Raw genomic sequence first — 18,554 nt, 5'->3', positions numbered from 1 at the left:
CGCCACGAAATCCGCCATCCCGCGGGCGGCCAGCACCTTCGTGATCGCCGCGGTCAACGTCGTCTTCCCGTGATCCACGTGGCCGATCGTTCCCACGTTCACGTGAGGCTTCGTGCGCTCGAACTTCTGCTTGGACATGTGAGGTTCTCCTTGGGAAAAATGGAGTATCGGTCAATGTGGAGCCCACGAGCAGGATTGAACTGCTGACCTCGTCCTTACCAAGGACGCGCTCTGCCGACTGAGCTACGTGGGCGTCTCGCGACGCCGGATCGAAAAATGGAGCGGGCGACGGGAATCGAACCCGCGACCAACAGCTTGGAAGGCTGTGACTCTGCCAACTGAGTTACGCCCGCACGTTCCGCAAACAAGAAATTATACCCGGATATTTTCGGCAGTCAAGCGGTTTTACACGCGAATTCGGACCGGCATGCGTGCCGTCGAAAAAAGGACTGGTGGAGGGGGGAGGATTCGAACCTCCGTAGGCGATGCCAGCAGATTTACAGTCTGCCCCCTTTGGCCGCTCGGGTACCCCTCCACGCGTTGCGCTCTGGAGCCGACGAGAGGAATCGAACCTCCAACCATCTGATTACAAATCAGACGCTCTGCCGTTGAGCTACGTCGGCGCGCCGGGACCGTCATCCGTCCCGAAATATGCGATTGAAACCCAACCGGTGGGAGTTGTCAACGGGTTTATGGCGTCTTGCGGATGGAGTACGCGATGATCCCTCCGGCGACGGAAACGTTCAGCGACTCCATCCCGGGCGCCATCGGGATCCGGAGGCTCCCGTCGCACTTTTCCCGCGCCAGGCGGCGGACCCCCTTCTCCTCGCTCCCGAGCACCACGGCCGTGCGTTTCGCCGGATCGAAGCCGGCAAGATCGCTCCCTTCCTCCCCCGCCGCCGCGAAGACCCAGAACCCCGCCTCCTGCAGCCGCTCGATCGCCCTCGCGAGGTTTTTCACCTGCACGACCGGGAGGTGCGCCGCCGCCCCGGCGGAAGACCGGAACACGGTCCCGGTGACCGGACAGGACCGGTCCTCCGGGATCAGCACCCCGTCGAACCCGAAGGCGAGGGCGCTCCGCAGGATCGCCCCGAGGTTCTGCGGATCCGTCACGCCGTCCAGCAGGAACGCTCTCGCGGTCTCCGGCACCCCCGAGATCCACTCCTCCATTTCCGCGTACCGGTATTCCGCGATCTCCGCCGCGATCCCCGCCCCCTCGCGCTCCCCCGTCCTGCGGTCCCACTCCTGCCGGGGACAGGTGAGGCACGGCAGGGCGAGCTCCTTCGCCCTCCTTTCGAATCCGGCCCGCACCTCCTTGGGGACCGCATCGCTCAAGAGGACCTTGCGGGCCCGCTGCGTCGCCGATGCGAGGAGTTCCTCGACGGGATGCCGTCCGGTCACCCACATCGAGCCGCCGGGATCCTTCAAGACCGTTCTCCTTCCTCACTGCTCCATTTCATATACACACGTCGACCGGCTGCGCCGCCTCGGAGGGGGGGCTCCGTTCGTGGCTCGCCGTGCGGTGAACCTGCACGGCTGCGCTTTACCTCACTGCGCCCCCCCTCCTGCGGCGGCTCCGCCGATCCCTCCCGTTACGTGCGCATCGAGGCCGCGATGGCGCGCGCGGCCGCTTTCGGATCGGCCGCTTTCGTGATCGGCCTTCCGACGACCAGGTAGTCCGCTCCGCGACGGATCGCGTCCGCGGGGGTCACGACGCGTTTCTGGTCTCCGGCGTCTTCCCCCGGCATCCGGACCCCCGGGGTGACCAGGACGACGGCGGGCCCGACGCGCGCGCGGACGGACGCCACCTCCTTCGCGGAGCAGACGATCCCGCCGGCGCCGGACGCGACGGCGAGGCCGGCCAGCCGCTGGACGGCGTCCGCGGAGCCGGAGGAAAAACCGACGTCGGCCAGGTCCGCATCGTCCAGGCTGGTCAGCACCGTGACGGCCAGGACGGTCGTTCCCGTTCCCTTCGCGGCCTCCGCCGCCGCGGCGAGCATCGCCCTCCCGCCGGAGGCGTGGACGGTGGCGAACCGGCATCCCAGCGCCGCCGCCGAACGGACCGCCCCCGCCACGGTGTTCGGAATGTCGTGGAACTTCAGGTCGAGGAAAACGCCGTGGCCCGCCTCGCGGATCCGCCGGACCAGCTCCGGCCCGCCTCGCGGGAACAGCTCCATCCCCACCTTGAACATCCCGACCTCTCCCGAGAGGGCCTTGACGGTCGCAAGGGCCGCCTCCGGGGAATCGGTGTCGAGAGCGACGATGATCCGGTCCTTCACGGCGCGCACTCCGCCCGCTTCCTTTCGACCATCGCGGACACCTCCTCCTCCAGCCGCGAAAGCTCGACCCGGGCCGTCTCTCCCGACTTCCGGTCGCGGATCTCGCCGAACCCCGCCGCGACGTTCTTCTCGCCCAGGGTCACGCGCACCGGAATCCCGGAGAGGTCGGCGTCCTTGAACTTGATCCCGGGCCGTTCCCCGCGGTCGTCCAGGAGGACCTCGACGCCGCGTGCGGACAGGGCGGCGGCGAGCGCCTCGGCCCTCTCCGCGACGTCCGGATTCTTCACGTTCACGGGTATGACCGTGACCTCGAACGGGGCGATCGAGACCGGCCAGACGATTCCGTCCTCGTCGTGGTTCTGCTCGATGGCCGCCGCCGCCGTCCGGCCCACCCCGATCCCGTAGCACCCCATGACGACCACCCGCTCCCTTCCGTCCGCGTCGAGGTAGACCGCGCGCATCGCTTCGCTGTACTTGGTCCCCAGCCGGAAGACGTGTCCCACCTCGATCCCGCGGGAGAAGCGGAGGGAGGAGCCGCAGCGGGGGCAGGGGTCCCGATCCGTCACGACGCGCAGGTCCGCCCACGCCTCCGGGAGAAAATCCCTCCCGGGAACCACCTCCACGAGATGGGCGTCCTTCTCGTTGGCGCCGGTCGCCCCGGACGCGATCCCGCGGACCGAATGGTCCGCGATCACCCGCAGGCGGAGACCGACCGGACCCGCGAACCCGGACGGGGCGCCCGTGATCCCCCGGACGCGCTCCTCGCCCGCCAGCCGGACCCAGTCCGCCCCCAGGAAATTCCTCACCTTCGCTTCGTTCACCTCCCGGTCGCCGGAGACGAGGACGGCGACATCTCCGGCCGACGTCTCGAAGATCAGCGTCTTGATCAACGTCGCGGGATCGATCTCCAGGAAGGCGGACACCTCTTCGATGGTTCGCTTGCCGGGGGTGGAGACCTTTCGGGGGCCCTCCTTCGCTCCGCCCGGCGTCTCCGACGTGGTCGGAGCTTCGGAGGGCTTGCATTCCGCCTTCTCCACGTTCGCGCCGTAGGAGCAGGAGACGCAGGAGACGATCGCATCCTCGCCCGATTCCGCGATCACCATGAACTCGTGGGAGCTCGACCCCCCGATCGAGCCGGTGTCGGCCTCCACGGCGCGGAAATCCAGCCCCATCCTCCGGAAGATGCGGCAGTAGGCGTCGTACATCCTGCGGTACGATTCCGCGGCGCCCTCCTCGTCGGCGTCGAAGGAGTACGCGTCCTTCATGAAGAACTCCCGCCCGCGCATGAGGCCGAACCGGGGACGGATCTCGTCGCGGAACTTGTCCTGGATCTGGTAGAGGTTCACGGGCAGCTGCCGCCAGGAACGGATCTCGCGGCGGACGAGGTCGGTGATCACCTCCTCGTGGGTGGGGCCGAGGCAGAACTCCCGGTCCGCCCGGTCCCGGAACCGGAGCAGCTCCTTTCCGTAGGCGTCCCACCGACCGCTCTCCTTCCACAGCTCCGACGGCACGACGGCGGGCATCAGCACCTCCATGGCGCCCGCGCGGTCCATCTCCTCCCGCAGGATCCGCTCGACCTTCCGGAGGACGCGAAGCCCCGCCGGAAGGTAGTTGTAGATCCCCGAGGCCACTTTCCGGATGAGGCCCGCGCGAAGCATCAGCCGGTGGCTGACCACCTCCGCGTCCGACGGGGTCTCCTTGGTGGTGGGCATCAGGTAGCCGGAATATCGGATCACGTGGACGTCCTCCCCTTAGCCAAGCGTCCGCGCCAGGCGGACGACCTCGGCCACGATGTCCTTCTCCCTCACCTTCCTCAGCACCTTTCCCTTGAGGAAGATGAGGCCCTCTCCCTTCCCTCCCGCCACGCCCACATCGGCCCCCTTCGCCTCGCCGGGACCGTTGACGGCGCACCCCATGACGGCGACGGTGATCGGAACCGGAAGGTCGGACAGGCGGCGTTCGATCTCGGAGGCGATGGCGACGATGTCGATGGAGACGCGGCCGCAGGTCGGGCAGGAGACGAACTCCGGCCCGCGGCGGCGCAAACCGAGGCTCTTCAATATCTGCCACCCCACCCGGACCTCCTCCTCCGGCGGGCCGGTGAGGGAAACCCGCAAGGTGTCGCCGATCCCTTCCTCGAGAAGGACGCCGATCCCCACGGAGGATTTGACGGTTCCGGAGAACACGGTCCCCGCCTCCGTGACGCCGACGTGCAGCGGGTACGGGTACCTTCGCGAGAACCGGCGGTACGCCTCGATCGTGGTCCGGACGTCGGAGGCCTTCAGGGAGAACTTCAGGTCGCGGAAACGGGCCTTGCCGCAGATCCGCAGGAATCGGGACGCGCTGTCGACGAGCGCTGCGGGGGTCGGTCCCCCGTGCTTCGCCAGCAGATCCTTCTCCACGGAGCCGGCGTTGACTCCGATCCGGACCGGAATCCGGTTCGCCTTCGCCGCCTCCAGGACCAGCAAGGTGTTCCTCTCCCCCCCGATGTTCCCCGGGTTGATCCGCAGGGCGTCCGCCCCCGCGTCCGCGCAGGCGATCGCCAGCCGGTGGTCGAAATGGATGTCCGCGACCACCGGGAGCGGGGACCGGGCCTTGATCTTCCGGAACGCGCGGGCCGCTTCCGCATCCGGCACGGCGACCCGGACGATGTCGCATCCCTCGCGGGCCAGCGACCGGATCTGGGCGAGCGTCGCCCGGATGTCGCGGGTGTCGGTGTTCGTCATGCTCTGGACGGAGACGGGCGCGCCCCCGCCCACAGGCACGCCTCCGACGAGGATGCGGCGGGTTTTCCTGCGATTTTCCATGGAGAAATACTATAAGCGAGAGCCGTGAGGCAAGTCGACCTCAAAGGTGCCGGAGAAGGGCGGGTTTTAAGGGCGGCCCTTCATCCGGTCCTTGATCCAGATCTCGTTACCCTTCACGGTGATGGTGTATCGCTCCCCCTTCGTATGGTACTTCCCGTCCGGAGCGGTCCACCGGCGCGAATCGGATCCGATGAGGATCAGCTTCTTCCCCTCGATGACGGCCCGCTCCCCGTTCACCAGCAGGTACTCGGTCTCCGCGCGGGAAGCCGGAGCCACGGAAAACCACAGCGCGAACGAGACGAACGCCACGACCTTCTTCGATAGGTTCATCCTTCCACTCCTCCCGTCGTTCCGATCGATCAGTTTCCGCGGATCGTCATCGAATAGGTCTGAACGGTCTGTCCGCCGTCGCCGTCCGAGATCGTGACCACCATCGTGACCGGCTTCCCGATGGCGTCCTCGGGGACTGCCCATGCGAGGGTCGACCCGGAAAGGGCGACGCCCTCCGGCGCGGCGGAGAGCTCGAAGGTCAGCGGATCCCCGTCCGGATCCTCCGCGACGATGGTGTGCCGGAACAGTCTCGATGGAGGAAGCGAAACGGGGGGGGAGTTCTTCACCACGGGAGGGGCGTTCACCACCTGATGCCGCGCGGAATCCCTCCACGCCCCCTCGGCGATCCCGTCGCTCGGGGTCGCCGTCACGTGGACCCAGGACCCCTTTTTCACTCCTGCCAGGGAGAACGACTCCCCCTCCCCTTTCACGTCCACGCCGTCCACGTGCCACCCGTACCGGCACTTCACCGCGTCCCCGTCCGCGTCCTGCTCCCGGTCGACGACCCGAATCACGCTCCCGGTGATCGGGGCCGCCGGCTCCAGCCGGACGTCCGTCACGACCGGCGGCGAATTCGCGACGACGACTTCCGGGGCGGACAGGAGCCTCTCCGTGCCGTTGCCGCGCAGTTTCACGGTCGCGCGAATCCTGTCCCCGCGGCGGAAACGCGAGGGAGCGAGCGTCGGGTCGTTCCCCTCCACGATCCCGTTTACGTACCATTGAACGGATAGGAGCTCCGCCCCCCGACCCCCCGGGGATCGGACGGAGATCGACGGCGGGGCGATCCGGCTCGGAGAGAGGGGCGTCACGTTCACCGAGAAGTCCCTCATGGGCGGAACGGCCTCCTCCCCGCCGCCCGCCGCGACCGGGGCCGGAGCTTCCGCCGTGAGGGTACCGACGGCGCTCCCCCGCGGGGCCGGGGCCTCCCCCTTTCCGCACCCGCCTCCGGAGACGGCGATGAGGCACGCGAAGAGTGCGGCCGCCGCCTTCACCTAGAACATCTCCTTCCACGACTTGATCGACTTCATCTGCGTGGGCGATTCGATCTTGATCTCCTTGACCACGCCGGTCGAGAACCCCACGAAGATCGACGACTGGCCGGACGGATAGATCGACAGCGAAGGGCTCGACGGAATACCGCCTTCGCTCCCCGCGCCGCCGGCGTACACGTGGTACGGCACCTTCGCGGCGGAGGTTTCCCCCAGCGATGCGATCGACTCGAGGGCCGCTCCCGCGTTGAACATGTTCAGCCCGTAGACGCGGGCCACCCCGCCGCCGCCGCACGGATCCGCGGCGTTGGGGGTGAACGTCGTGAAGAACACGCCGTTGAAGAACACCACGGGATCGGAGAGAACCTTCTCCCCGGAGTGGGTCCTCGTGTCGTTCGGGGTGGAAGGAACGGAGGAGAAATCGATGAGCCATCCGGATTGGCTGTTGGGGACGGTTCCCCCGGTCAGGCTGAGAATGCTGGATGAGAGGTTGGCGAGATTGCTCTCCGTGAGCGCCGTCGACGGCATGGCGTCCGTGTCCTTGACCGCGTAGAACTTTCCCGTAGCCGGGTTCGAAACCGGAAACTCCTGGTCGCCGGTCCCGAAGTACAGGTACCGGAGGCTTTCGCTCACGCTCGCCGGCTCGACCCGATGGTAGACCGGCTGTCCCGAGGACGCCTGGAAGACCTTCGCGACGGTCCACTCGGAGAACGCGGTGCTCCGGAGACCCGTCGTCCGGAAATCGAATTTGTAGACGGAACCGTCGAGGTCGGGCACGTAGGCGAACTTGATGTACCCGGCGCCGTCGAGAACCGCGGTGGGCGAGGCCGGAATCACGTTGTCGATCCCGGTGGTGAACACCTTGAGGGCCGTGCCGGTCTTGATGTCCAGCACGGTCATCGATGCGCCGACCGTCCCCGCGGTCGATTTGCCGCCGCCGAAGATCGCCACCCAGCGGTCCCTGACGTCGTCGGAAGGCGACTCCTTCATCCGGACCTTCCCGATGAACGGCTCGGACCACGTCTCCGCCAGGTTGGCGCCGTCCGTGTACTCCCACAATACGCCCGGGTAATCCAGCGCGTCCGGATCGGTGACGTCCAGCCCGAAGTAGCCGTCACCCCCCTTGCGGAGCCCGCCGATCAGCACGGTGCGCCACTCCGACGACTCCTTGACGTTGTTGCCGTTCGCGTCGAGCCAGACGTCCCCGACGCGCGGGGAGGAGTCCACGTAATATCCGTGCGACGTCAGCTCCCCGGGAAGGAAATTCTCCACGTTGCCGAGGAGCATCCCGGGAACGTAACCGAACAGCTCCTCCCCCGTCCCGCTGTCGTAAAACGCCGGCGTGAGCCCCGAGGCGGGGTGATAGGTGCCGCTCAGGAAAGCGTGCAGCATCCCGTCGTTCGTCCCCACGTATACGACCCGCTTGCGGGTCGCCCTGGCGTCGGCGAAGCTCTGTGTCGCGCCGGACCCCACGATCGTCGAATACCCCTCGTCGAAGAAGAACCGGGACGGGGGGCCGACGACGACCGGCTTGGAGTGGAAGATGTCGCCGAGCTTGGCGTTGTTGTCGTGGTTGGCTCCCCGCACGTAATTCACGACGTCGTCGCGCACCGCCGTGTTGTCGACGCCGAGCATCGCTGGGGTGATGGCCGTCGTCGTGAACGCCGTGCGGGTCCAGGTGACGTTGTCCGTGGTCGTGGAGGTGTGGATGTTCCGGGTCGAGACGTCCGTGACCGCCTTGAGGACGTTGTCCGCGTCCCAATGGGACGTCATCGTCCCGTCTGTGTTGATCGACAGCGCCTCGAGGTGCCCCTCCCAGTAGGTCGCCGGCGGCGCGGCGGGCGTGAAGCTCGCCTTGTAGAGGTAGTTCCGGTCCGTCATTCGGACGGAGGCGACGGTCGGCGCCGTGAAGGAGTACATCCCCGACGTGATCTGCTGGAAGATGTTCCGCATCGAGTTCGACAGCTCCGTGGCGTCGGTGGCGAAGAACGCCCTGCCCGCCCCGCGCGAGGTGTTGTCCGGCTGCGTGCTGATGGTCGTGTACTCCGAGGCGGTCGCCTGGGCGTTCAGCTGTTCCGCGGCCCGGCGCAGGACGTCCCGCAGAACCCTCAGTTCCGGCGTGGTGTCCGCCGTGGTCCCCACCCCGACTCCGACGGTGAACAGCTTCACGGAAGGAGAGCGCAATTTCAGGTCCGACGCCATGTGGATCACCGCGTTGTTCCGCGCGGTCTGGCCGGCGGTGTACACCCCGCCGCTCATGGAGGTAAGCCCGCTGGTGGCCCCGTCGACCCCTCCCACGGTGTCCTCGCCGTCGCTCACCATCACGGCGAAATCCTGCCGGCACACCTGCGAGGTGTTGTCCGCCGTGTCGAAGAACGTCTTCGCAAGCTGGAGGGCCTGCGCCGCCGGCGTCATCCCTCCGGGGGTGACGACCGGCGTGATCGTCGACCAGATGTTCCGGTAGGTCGGTTCGAACGGGGGGGCGTTCGGGGCGGATTTCGCCACCTGCCGGTGGATCGCCAGGCCGGGAACGCTGTCCGACGTGAACGTCATCAGCCCGATCCTCGCCTTCAGGATCTCCTCGTCCGCCGTCGTCAGGTTGTTCAGGTAGTCCGACCCGATCGCCTCGGAGTGGTTCGTCGGGTACGGGGTCGTGTACGCGGATCCCGTTCCTCCCGTGTCGGTGTAGGATACGGTCGTGCCCTCGTCGTACGAATTCTGGAAATCGATCGACGGGCTGAAATTGAAATAGTACCTCCCGTCGCTGATCGACTTGCTGGTGTACGTGACCGACTCCGTGGTGCTTCCCCTCCCGATCTGCACCGTCCCCGACGCGGGAAAACGGTCCCAGTTGTTCCCGTCGACCCGGATGCGGCTGTACGGATTGTCCCGGGTCCGGATCCGACGCTCCGTCTCGCACGTCCAGGTGGTGCCGCTCCCGGTGACTCCGCTCGGGATGCTCAGGTCGGCGTTCAGGAGGGTGTAGACGACCTTCCAGAGGATGTCCATCCGCGTGTTCGACCGGCCGTCCCCGTCGAGGTCCCCGACCGCGGTCCCGGCGGCGGTGGTGGACATGGACCCGGTGCTGTCGAGCATCAGCAGCACGTTCGGGTTGGCGGACGTCGTGAACATCTCGGTATCGTCGGCGAAAGCGGCCGGCGGCAGCGCGATCAGGGCCGACAACAGCAGGGCCAGCCAGGCGGAAGCGTGTCTCGTCTTCATCGGGATCCTCCTGTTCCGGTCAACCGGAAAAAACGCGCTCAATACATCGTCCCCACGGGAACCGGCCCGTAGTTGACCACCGCCTGCACCGTCCGCTGTCCGACGTACTGCGGAGGCGGAATGCCGATGCTGGTCACCTCGAAATCCGCGAACCGGTAGTTCGACCCGTATCCCGGCTTGATCGTCAGCGAGCCCGTGGCCCGCGACGTCCAGCTGTAGCTCGACCCGTCGGAGAGGGCTCCCGGCTGCAGCGCCGAGAACACGGCGGGAACCTGGTCGATCCCGACGTGCGCCCCCGAATCCGCGGAATTCACGACCGCGGTCCCCGCCCTCGACTGCAGCGCGATGGCCATCTCGGTGGTCGACACGCTGAACGCGTAGATGCCGATCGCGGTCAGGATCAGCAGGAGCATCATGGTGACGAGGAGCGCGCTTCCTCTTTCGTTCAACGGTTTCATCTCCCTCACACTCCCGAATTCCGCACGTCGATCACGATGTCGTGCACCCTCCGGCGGTATCCGTCGGCGGCGGTCCCTCCGGGGCGGTTTCCCAGGGCAGGCCGCGTTTCGGCCCAACCCTGCTCCGTGAAACGCGTCCGCGCGAGAAGCTGCATCCGGACCTGCCGGATCTGCGCCGGGGAGGCGGGGGACGGAGTCCAGGTGTCGACCGTCCCGTCGGCGTCCGTGTCGAGCCCGTAGGTGAACTGCATGTCCTCGATATCGTCCGCGAGCGGCTGAGGGGGAAAAGGCCCCATCCGGTCGACCATGAGGGTCGGGTGGGCCGGGTCGGTGGAATCGATGAAGAACCGCGCGAACCGGGCCTTCGCCAGCGTGGAGCCGGTTCCGTATCCGCCGGACGGCCACATGCTGTGCCCGCCGGGGTTGTTGTAGTTCCTTGCGGATCCTCCGGGATTATGCTGCAGCTTCAGGGCCGCCGACTGCACCTCGGTCACTTCGAACAGATCCGCGTTCGTACCGTTCGAGATGATCACCAGGTCCCCGGTGATGTATCCCGCGACGCTGGCCACGTTCAGCTCGGCGGACGCATTGGGCATGTTGGCGGTGATGGTCGTCGGAGGCTGGTTCACGTCCATGTCGTAGAGGTACAGGACGAAGATCTCGTCGGGTCCGGCCGTGTTGTCCTTGGCGTAGATCGAACGCATCGAAGTGACCCCGGCTGCGACCACGCTGTTCGGGATCGTCACGTTGTCGGGGATTCCGTACCCGGCGAGCCGGACGTCCCGTGTCATGTGCTCGATCGCCTGGCGGATGTTCTGCTGCATCTCGGCCACGCGGTTCTGCGTCGTGAACGACTTCTGCTGGCTCGTGAAGGTCGCGAACACCGCCGTCATGGCGATCGTCAGGATCGCCAGCGCCGCCATGACCTCCACGAGCGTGAAACCGCTCTCGGGATGACGATGCATCTCAGATCCCCCCGATGTTCGAGCGTTGCGTGACGAGCATCACGTTGTGCCAGACCGCCTGGTCGTCCTGCCAGCAGCTCCACACGGTGATCGTCTTGAGCGATGGCGTATCGGTGGTAACCGACCAGACCCTGTAGAAGCGCGTTCCCCGGACCGTGGTGTTGTCCCCCGCCGCCGCCGGAAGATTCGCGTACACCGGCGCCGGAGGGGGGCCCGCGGTGAATCCCCCGGCGGCGGAAGATACGATGTTGTCCCAGCCGACGTGCCGGAACCGCTCGAGACGGTCCTGGGCCAGCTCCGTGCCCACGGTCCATTTCGAGGCGATCGCGTTTCCCTTGATGGCGGTCACCTGGAAGACCGCGAGCCCGAGGAGACCCACGGCGAGAATCACGAGGGCGACCAGCACCTCGATGAGGGAAAACCCTTCCTGCCGACGGTCACAGCCAGCCATTGACCAACCTCGCTTTCGATGTCCACCCGAAAAGCTGCATCGTCGCCAGGTCCGCCGCGTTCTGGGAGGACAGGTGGATGTTGGCGCTGGTCAACGGCGTTATGGTGGCGACGGAGGCGGGATTGGTCTGCACGAGGACCTCGCCGTTCGGATTGAAGATCAGGGCGAACGGGCCCGGCACCGCGGCGGCGGGAACGCAGACGATATTGTCGATCCCGGCTCCCCTCTCACCCGTGATCCTCGGCGCGGCATCGGTCCAGACGGTGGATCCGGTCCCCGCGTTTCCCCGCTGGAGGGCCACCGTTTCGGCGATCATGTCGATCAGGAGGCGGTGCTGGAGCGAAGACGACAGGGACCGGGTCCTCCCCTCGTTGGAGAGGGAGAGAAGTTCCCGCTGGAAGCCCACCCCGCTGTAGTGGCCCTGCCAGGTGAAGAAGTTGGTCGTGGCGATCGTCACTCCGATCGCGACGATCGCCAGCGCGATCAGCAGTTCGACCAGCGTGAACCCTCGGCGACCCGACATGATCCACCCCCTGCCACGGATAAAAGCAATGAGCGTGCCGCTTCCGCCATGCTCAAAATCCATTGAAATTACAACGATCCGGTATTCTGTTTCGGCATTCGGCGGAAAAACATTTAGGGGGGGGTTAAATTATTTAATGCCGACCGCACCATTCGAAGGGCCTCGGACGCCGCGCCCCGCAGATGCACGTCCGCCACGTTCCGGCTCAGGGAGGTCTCCTCCGGGTTCACCTCCACGACCGCCGCGCCGGCTCGTTTCGCGATCCGCGGGATTTCACAGGCGGGGGACACCTCGGCGGAGGTGCCGATGACCAGCAGGACGCCGCAGGTGCGCGCCTCCTCTTCCGCCCGCTCCTGCGCCAGCCAAGGGATCGGTTCGCCGAAGAGGACGACGTTGGGTTTCAGGATCCGCCCGCAGTCGCACCGGGGGATGGCGCCCGCCACCCACCGCTCGATCGTCGCGTACCGCCTCCAGCAGAAGATGCAGACCAGCTCGTCCATGTTCCCGTGGTATTCGATCACCCTTCGGGAGCCGGCCGCCTGGTGAAGGCCGTCGACGTTCTGCGTGACGATCGCCCGGAGGAATCCCCCGGCCTCGAGCCCCGCGAGCGATACGTGCGCGGGATTGGGCGCCGCCCCGCCGCACAGGGAGATCATCTCCGAGAGCATCTCCCACACCCTGGCGGGGTCCCGGAGGAACGCGCCGAGGGTCGCGTACTCCATCGGATCGTACTTTCCCCACAGACCCTGCGCGCCGCGGAACGCGGGTATCCCGCTCTCCACCGAGATCCCCGCGCCGGTCAGCGCAACGGCGTTCCCGCGGCGTCCGATGAGGCGTGCCGCCTCGCGGGCGGATCCCGCGGCGTCCATCGCCTCTTATCCGATGAACGACCCCAACTTGAGGGCCAGTCCCATGTCGCCGGCGACCGTAAGCTTTCCCGTGAGGAAGGCCATCTGGCCGTTCAGCCTGCCGGCGACGAGATCCAGGAAGTCGGCCTCCGTCATCGTGACGGTGCAGTTGGACGACGCGGGCTCGCCCGCCGCCACCTCCGCCTTTCCCCCTTTCAACGACACGCCGTACGACGCCTCGCCGATCCGGAACCGGTAGACGCAATCCATCCCCGCGAGTTTCTCGGGTTTCGCCGCCAGTTTCGCCGCCAATCCATCGAAGAATGCTTTCACCGCCGGATCCGCCATTCCGACCTCCCCGCGCCCGCGTGAAATGAACCGCCGTTCACCCCGAAACCGTACACCGCGTCCGGCGGGAAGTCAACGACGGGGCGGCCGGCTGTTATAATGCGCGGCATGCGGATCTTCGGACTCACCGGAAATATCGCTTCCGGAAAGAGCACGGTCGCCTCGATGCTCCGCGATCTGGGGATCCCGGTCCTCGACGCCGACCGCATTTCGAGGGAGGTCACAGCGCCGGGAGGCCGGGCCTACGAAGCGGTCGTCCGGGCGTTCGGGCCGGGAATCGTCGGGAGCGACGGGGCGATCGACCGGAAGCGGCTGGGCGCCGTCGTCTTCGCCGATCCCGCGCGGAGGGCGCAGCTGGAGGAGATCACGCATCCCGCCATCCTCGAGGCGATGAAATCGGCGCTGGACGATCTCTCGCGGAGGGGGATTCCCCTCGCGGTCGTCGAGGCCGCTCTCATCCACGAATCGGGACGAAAAGGGCTCGTCGAGGCGGTCATCGCCGTTCGGTGCGACGCGGAGGCGCAGCTGCGAAGGCTGATGCGGCGCGACGGGATATCGATGGAAGCGGCGACCGCCCGCCTCCGCGCCCAGATGGACGCCGGCCGGAAGGCGGATGCATCCGACTACGTGATCGACAATTCGGGAGACATCGGGGAAACGAGGCGACAGGTCGAGCGGCTGGCACACGTCCTGTCGGAAGAGTAGCCGGAATCCCGGGGCGCGGATGCGGGCCCGCTTCCCCCACGGCGATCCACCGCGGCGCACCGTGCGACTTTCCGGATCGTTCCAGAAGGTGTCCACCGCGCCCGCCCCGCCTTCCCGCCGCGCGGTGCACACGACGCGCGGCGCTTGCGCGGGACGGGGCGGGATCAGCCGGTCAGACCTTGCGGACGTTCGCCGCCTTCTTCCCCTTCGGGCCCGAGGTGACCTCGAACTCCACCTTCTGGCCCTCGGCGAGGGTGCGGAACCCGTCGCCCTTGATCTCGCTGAAGTGAACGAAGATGTCCTCCCCGCCCTCCTCCGTGATGAAGCCGAACCCTTTCGCGTCGTTGAACCACTTCACCGTCCCTGTCGCCATTACGAATGCTCCTCTGCTTGCCCCATGGGGCCGAATGATGGTCCATCCTATACGTGAAATGCCGCCGGGGTCAATACATCCGGCCGTTCGAATATTTCCCCCGGCGGAGACCCGGGGGGAAAATGCGCATCCAAAGGGGGCGCGCGGGGGGAACCCGTCGGCCCCGCGAACCGAATCCCGTTCAAGGAGACCGCGATGACGCTCCGTCCGGATGCCCGCCCGGAATACTGGCCGCCCGGCACCCCCCCGGTGCTGGGAACTCCGTTGCCCCTCCGGATGCGGGCGCTGACGATCCGCCGGGACGAATCCGGTCCGCCGTCCCGCTCGGTACGGGTCGACTCCGTGCCGACCCCCCGGCTCGGGTCCAACGACGCGAACAGGGTGCTCGTCGCCGTCCTCGCCACGGGTCCCAACTTCAACACGAATTTCGCCGCGCTGGGGCTGCCCGTCCCCGTTTTCGGAAAGGGGGATTCCGCCTCGGTCCACATTCCCGGGAGCGACGCCTTCGGGATCGTGGTGGACGCCGGACCGGGAGTCGCATCCGTGAAGGTCGGGCAGGCGGTCATCCTCGACTCCTGGACCGGCCGCAACATCCGCGGATACGAAACGCACGACGGGTTCAACGCGCAGTTCGCGGTGGTGGACCAGGACCGGGCGATTCCGGCGACGGGTGCGCTCCGCAATCTTACCCCGGAACGGCTCGCCGCGATGCTGCTCACCTACGGGACCGCCTACCGGGCGGTCGTCGAGCGGCTGGCGGTCCGTCCCGGGGAAACGGTGCTCGTGATGGGAGGCGGGAAGGGGACCAGCTTTCCGGGAGCGCAGATCGCCAAGGCGATGGGCGCGCGCGTCCTCCTCGTCGGGTCGAACCCCGGACTCGCGGAGGCGATGATCTCGCGCGGGATGGCGGACGGGTTCGTGGACCGGCGGGCCGTTCCCCCGGGCGTCTTCGGCGCCATCCCGCCGGATCTCCCGTTCGAGGAGTGGGAGCGGGCCACGGAGCCCTTCCGGCAGGCGGTATTCGCGGCGAACGGCGGGCGGCCGGCGGACAAGGTGTTCGAGCACACCGGGGGGGAGAATTTCCCCCTGCTGGTTTCCGTCCTGTCCCCCGGCGGCGCGCTGGCGTTCTTCGGAGCGACGGGGAAAGGGTTGAAGGGCGAGTACCGGGAGACCTTCTTCCACGATGGAAGGCGTTTCGTCATGGACGCCCGGTGGGTCTGGATGCGCCAGAAGCAGGTGCTCTTCCGCTCGTCGCGGCCTGCGGCGATTTTCGACGGGATCGGCCTTCCTCCCGGGCGGCGGGTGCTGGTGTGGGGCGCCGACCGGTCCGCCCGGGAATTCGTCCGCGCGGCGTTGCAGCGTTCGGCCGAAGTCGTCGTGATCGCATCGGCTTCCACGGAGAGACGGGGGATATCGGCGCTGCGCCGGGCGGGGATCCCCTCGTCGAGCATCCTCGACCGGGACGCCTTCACCCTCCCGGAGGATATGCCCGACCCCCTGACCCCCGACGGGAAGATGAACCCGGGGTACGCCTCCGGATTCACCCGTCACGCCCAGGCGCTCGGCAAGGCGCTGTGGAAGGTGTTCGGTCCCCGCAGGAGCCCGGACGTCGTGGTCGATCGCGCGGACCAGTCCACCCTTCACTTCAGCACCTTCGTGGCGCGGGACTTCGACGAGCGGGACGTCCTCCCGTGCGGCACCGTCGTGATCCGGTCGAGGACGGATCTCTCCATCCGGGGCTCCCACATGTACCACGCCTCGCAGGCGGCCGAGGTGGTGCGCCTGCTCTCCGCCGGAAGGATCGCGATGGACCAGGATGACCTCGACGTGACCGACCTCGCCGGCCTTCCCGCGCTGCAGCAGAAGATGCTCGACGGCACGATGACCCGGCCGAAAGGGGTCGCCCTCGTCCAGGCCGACCGTCCGGGACGTACCGTCGCGGAGTACGAGGAGGCGTATCGCGGGGAGCTCGTCCTCGCGGCCTCGCCTTCGGATCGCAGGTACATCGACGTGCGAATCGCCGGTGACGTGGCCGTCGTCACCCTGACACGGCCGGAGGCGCTGAACGCCCTGAGCGAGGAGATCCTCTCCCAGCTGGCCGAAGTCGTCCGGGAAGCCGGCACGCTCGGCTCGATCGGGGGGAGAAGGGTGAGCGGAATCGTCCTGACCGGGGCCGGGCGGTCGTTCGTCGCGGGCGCCGACGTGAAGGAGTTCCTCGGAGGGACCGCGGAAGGGATCGACGCGCTGGCGTGGAAGAACATCTCCGTCTTTTCGGAGATCGAGAAGCTGCCGATCCCCGTCGTCGCCCTCGTCGACGGGTTCGCCCTCGGCGGCGGCAACGAGCTGGCGATGAGCGCCCATTACCGGATCGTCACCGAGAACGCCGTCCTGGGGCAGCCGGAGGTGAAGCTCGGCATCATCCCCGGGTACGGCGGCATGCAGCGCCTGCCGCGCCTCGTGGGCCCATGGAAAGCGGCGGAGATCTGCCTGAACGGCGAACCGGTGGACGGAGCCGCCGCCGTCGGTACCGGACTGGCGGACGAGTTCGCCTCGTCCTCCGCGGCCCTCCCGAGGGCGGTCGCCGTCGTCCGGGAGTTCGCGTCCGGAGCGCGGATAACCCCGCGCAGGAACTGGGACGGAATCGCTTCGGCGCAGAAGGAGGAGCTCCACCTCCTGTTCGCCCGCCCGGAGGTCCGGGACGTTCTCGAGGCGCGAACCCCCGCGAAGGAACCCGCCCCGGACCTCCGCTCCTCCCGGCGGGCCGCGGCGAGGGACGCCCTCCTCGCGATGCGGTACGGGTACGAGCACGGCTTCGGGGCGGGGCTGCGGAACGACGCCCGGTCGTTCGGAGAGGTGGCGGCATCCCCCGGGGGGCAGGAGTGGATCGGGCGGTTCCTCGCCAAGGACCCCGCGCAATCCTCCTTCCTGACGATCCTCCCGGCCGCTCCGGGACCGGCGGACGGCCCGGAGGCCGTCTCGAAGAAGGCGCCGGGAGACCGCCCCATCTCCTTCGTCGAGATCGGCGGGATCGCCGCGCTCCTCGCGGAGAAGATCCGGGATGGGAAGGTGTCTCCCCTGCCGAAGCCGATCCTGGGGGAAACGATCGCGCTCCTCGCGAAGCGCGAGGCTCCTTCCATCCTCTCGGAGACGGACCCGGCGCGCGCGGAGAAGGTGGCGGGGAAGATCGCTTCCCTCCTGCGCCGCGGGAGGATCGCGGTCCGGGTGGTCGACCTGGGGCCCGCCGAGGGGTTCCCCCGCGAGAACGCCCGCCCCACCTGCGAGGTCCTCCTCGTGGAGAAGGACGGCGAACTTCATTGGGAGGGCAGGAAGCGTTTCCGCGTCGAGGACGGATACACCCCGTGCGTCTTCCTCCCGAAGGCGTTCCTCGCGAGGAACGAACGACGCCCGAACGTCGTCCACCAGGCGATCGTCCACCCGATCCTGGAGTGGGTCTTCGGATACCCGCACATGGTCGCGGTCCTCTGCGAATCGGCGTACAACGCCATCCGCGCGGAGGACGGGACCGGGGAGCCGCTCAGCGACCTGAACCGGTACATCGCCGAGAGCGCCCGGGCGGACAGGGACCTCCCCTACTTCGAGCGGATCCTGGGAGACGACTACGAGCCGGACGATTTCCGCAAGGAAGAGCTCGCGAACTTCTTCGGGGGAGACGAGGGAAAGGTCGCGGCCGTGCTGTCGCGGGCCCGCGAGATGGGAAAACGATACCGGGCGCTCGTCTCCGAGCTCCGCACGAACGTGTACGGCGAGATCGCGCGGGAGGAGATCGCGAAGGGGAGGTCGGCGCTGGACGAAGGAGACGCGGACCGTGCGCTGCAGATCCTCCGCCGGGTCGTCCTGGACCCGGAAACGCCGCCATCCCTCCGCGCCGAGGCGGATCGCCTGGTCGCATCCGCGATCCGGTCGTACGCCCACGCCTCCGACCCGGCGTTCGAGGGGTTGACCGTTTCCGCCGGAGAGGCGGCCGTGGACGACTCCGCGGGGAGGAGGGCGCTCGATTTCCAGGGGTTGCTGAACCGCGCCCTCGCGCTGGCCCGCGCCGTCCGGGACGCGGGGGGCTCCGGGGTCGCCGGCGGGCCGCTGCCGCGGGCCGTTCACGTCGTCCGCGAGCTGGAGCGGCCGTCCGGGAAATTCATCGACGGGAGCGACGGCCTGCACGGGGTCGTCGAGAAGGGGTTCGTCGAGCGGCTCCTGGCGGGGCACGGTTCCGGGAACTTCGGGGACGGCGTCCCCGCCGT

Annotated in this window: 17 protein-coding genes and 4 tRNA genes; 2 read left to right on the top strand and 19 right to left on the bottom strand. The window is 67.8% G+C overall.

From position 1 onward, the window contains the following. The 18 genes from tuf to HZB86_12705 all read right to left on the bottom strand — a co-directional run. Positions 1-138: elongation factor Tu (gene tuf, locus HZB86_12790; protein MBI5906393.1), on the bottom strand; the 138-nt coding region annotated here is incomplete at its 3' end. Positions 139-177: 39 nt separating this feature from the next. Next, positions 178-253, bottom strand: a tRNA-Thr gene (locus HZB86_12785). A 24-nt stretch (positions 254-277) separates the two neighbouring features. Next, positions 278-353: transfer RNA gene (locus HZB86_12780), tRNA-Gly, on the bottom strand. Between the two features lie 97 nt (positions 354-450). Beyond that, positions 451-535 (bottom strand) — tRNA-Tyr (locus HZB86_12775). A gap of 13 nt (positions 536-548) precedes the next feature. Next, positions 549-623 (bottom strand) — tRNA-Thr (locus tag HZB86_12770). 67 nt (positions 624-690) lie between these two features. Continuing rightward, entirely contained in the window at positions 691-1,428 is a 738-nt protein-coding gene (rlmB, locus tag HZB86_12765; GenBank protein MBI5906392.1) for a 23S rRNA (guanosine(2251)-2'-O)-methyltransferase RlmB, read from the bottom strand. Between the two features lie 164 nt (positions 1,429-1,592). Further along, positions 1,593-2,279 (bottom strand): orotidine-5'-phosphate decarboxylase, encoded by a 687-nt coding sequence (pyrF, locus tag HZB86_12760; GenBank protein MBI5906391.1) that lies wholly within the window; start codon positions 2,277-2,279, stop codon positions 1,593-1,595. Next, on the bottom strand, positions 2,276-4,012 hold the full coding sequence (locus HZB86_12755; protein ID MBI5906390.1) for a proline--tRNA ligase: 1,737 nt from the start codon (positions 4,010-4,012) through the stop codon (positions 2,276-2,278). Before HZB86_12755 ends, pyrF begins: the two co-directional genes overlap by 4 nt. Positions 4,013-4,030: 18 nt before the next feature. Further along, positions 4,031-5,086, bottom strand: a complete 1,056-nt coding sequence (gene ispG / locus HZB86_12750) for a flavodoxin-dependent (E)-4-hydroxy-3-methylbut-2-enyl-diphosphate synthase (GenBank protein MBI5906389.1) — start codon at positions 5,084-5,086, stop codon at positions 4,031-4,033. Positions 5,087-5,152: 66 nt separating this feature from the next. Continuing rightward, the gene (locus tag HZB86_12745) at positions 5,153-5,416 is read right to left on the bottom strand and encodes a hypothetical protein (protein ID MBI5906388.1); all 264 of its coding nucleotides are present in this window, start codon (positions 5,414-5,416) and stop codon (positions 5,153-5,155) included. A 29-nt stretch (positions 5,417-5,445) separates the two neighbouring features. Beyond that, positions 5,446-6,408 (bottom strand): hypothetical protein, encoded by a 963-nt coding sequence (locus HZB86_12740; GenBank protein MBI5906387.1) that lies wholly within the window; start codon positions 6,406-6,408, stop codon positions 5,446-5,448. After that, positions 6,409-9,627 carry a hypothetical protein gene (locus HZB86_12735; protein ID MBI5906386.1) on the bottom strand — a complete coding sequence of 1,073 codons (3,219 nt, stop codon included), beginning with the start codon at positions 9,625-9,627 and terminating at the stop codon, positions 6,409-6,411. It abuts the gene before it with no gap. Between the two features lie 38 nt (positions 9,628-9,665). Beyond that, a complete protein-coding gene (locus tag HZB86_12730; GenBank protein MBI5906385.1) occupies positions 9,666-10,076 on the bottom strand; it encodes a pilus assembly PilX N-terminal domain-containing protein in 411 nt (136 codons plus the stop codon). A gap of 14 nt (positions 10,077-10,090) precedes the next feature. Next, positions 10,091-11,050, bottom strand: coding sequence for a PilW family protein (locus tag HZB86_12725; protein MBI5906384.1), 960 nt, complete (start codon positions 11,048-11,050; stop codon positions 10,091-10,093). 1 nt (position 11,051) lies between these two features. Continuing rightward, positions 11,052-11,501, bottom strand: a complete 450-nt coding sequence (locus HZB86_12720) for a prepilin-type N-terminal cleavage/methylation domain-containing protein (protein MBI5906383.1) — start codon at positions 11,499-11,501, stop codon at positions 11,052-11,054. Beyond that, positions 11,488-12,024 (bottom strand): prepilin-type N-terminal cleavage/methylation domain-containing protein, encoded by a 537-nt coding sequence (locus tag HZB86_12715; GenBank protein MBI5906382.1) that lies wholly within the window; start codon positions 12,022-12,024, stop codon positions 11,488-11,490. Before HZB86_12715 ends, HZB86_12720 begins: the two co-directional genes overlap by 14 nt. 113 nt (positions 12,025-12,137) lie before the next feature. After that, entirely contained in the window at positions 12,138-12,893 is a 756-nt protein-coding gene (locus HZB86_12710; GenBank protein ID MBI5906381.1) for an NAD-dependent deacylase, read from the bottom strand. A 6-nt stretch (positions 12,894-12,899) separates the two neighbouring features. Beyond that, positions 12,900-13,220 (bottom strand): SCP2 sterol-binding domain-containing protein, encoded by a 321-nt coding sequence (locus HZB86_12705; protein ID MBI5906380.1) that lies wholly within the window; start codon positions 13,218-13,220, stop codon positions 12,900-12,902. Positions 13,221-13,328: 108 nt separating this feature from the next. Here HZB86_12705 and HZB86_12700 point away from each other — a divergent pair, with 108 nt between their 5' ends. Further along, positions 13,329-13,925 carry a dephospho-CoA kinase gene (locus HZB86_12700; GenBank protein ID MBI5906379.1) on the top strand — a complete coding sequence of 199 codons (597 nt, stop codon included), beginning with the start codon at positions 13,329-13,331 and terminating at the stop codon, positions 13,923-13,925. A gap of 172 nt (positions 13,926-14,097) precedes the next feature. Here the strand turns inward: HZB86_12700 and HZB86_12695 are convergent, their stop codons facing one another. Beyond that, the gene (locus tag HZB86_12695; protein MBI5906378.1) at positions 14,098-14,298 is read right to left on the bottom strand and encodes a cold-shock protein; all 201 of its coding nucleotides are present in this window, start codon (positions 14,296-14,298) and stop codon (positions 14,098-14,100) included. A gap of 195 nt (positions 14,299-14,493) precedes the next feature. On the opposite strand from HZB86_12695, the gene HZB86_12690 reads away from it, so the two are divergent. Then, the coding region (locus HZB86_12690; protein ID MBI5906377.1) for an enoyl-CoA hydratase/isomerase family protein at positions 14,494-18,554 on the top strand (4,061 nt) is incomplete at its 3' end.

The organism is Deltaproteobacteria bacterium (genome assembly GCA_016234845.1).
Classification (GTDB): Bacteria; Desulfobacterota; Deferrimicrobia; order Deferrimicrobiales; family Deferrimicrobiaceae; genus JACRNP01.
This window is presented reverse-complemented; position numbering and strand designations above follow the sequence as displayed.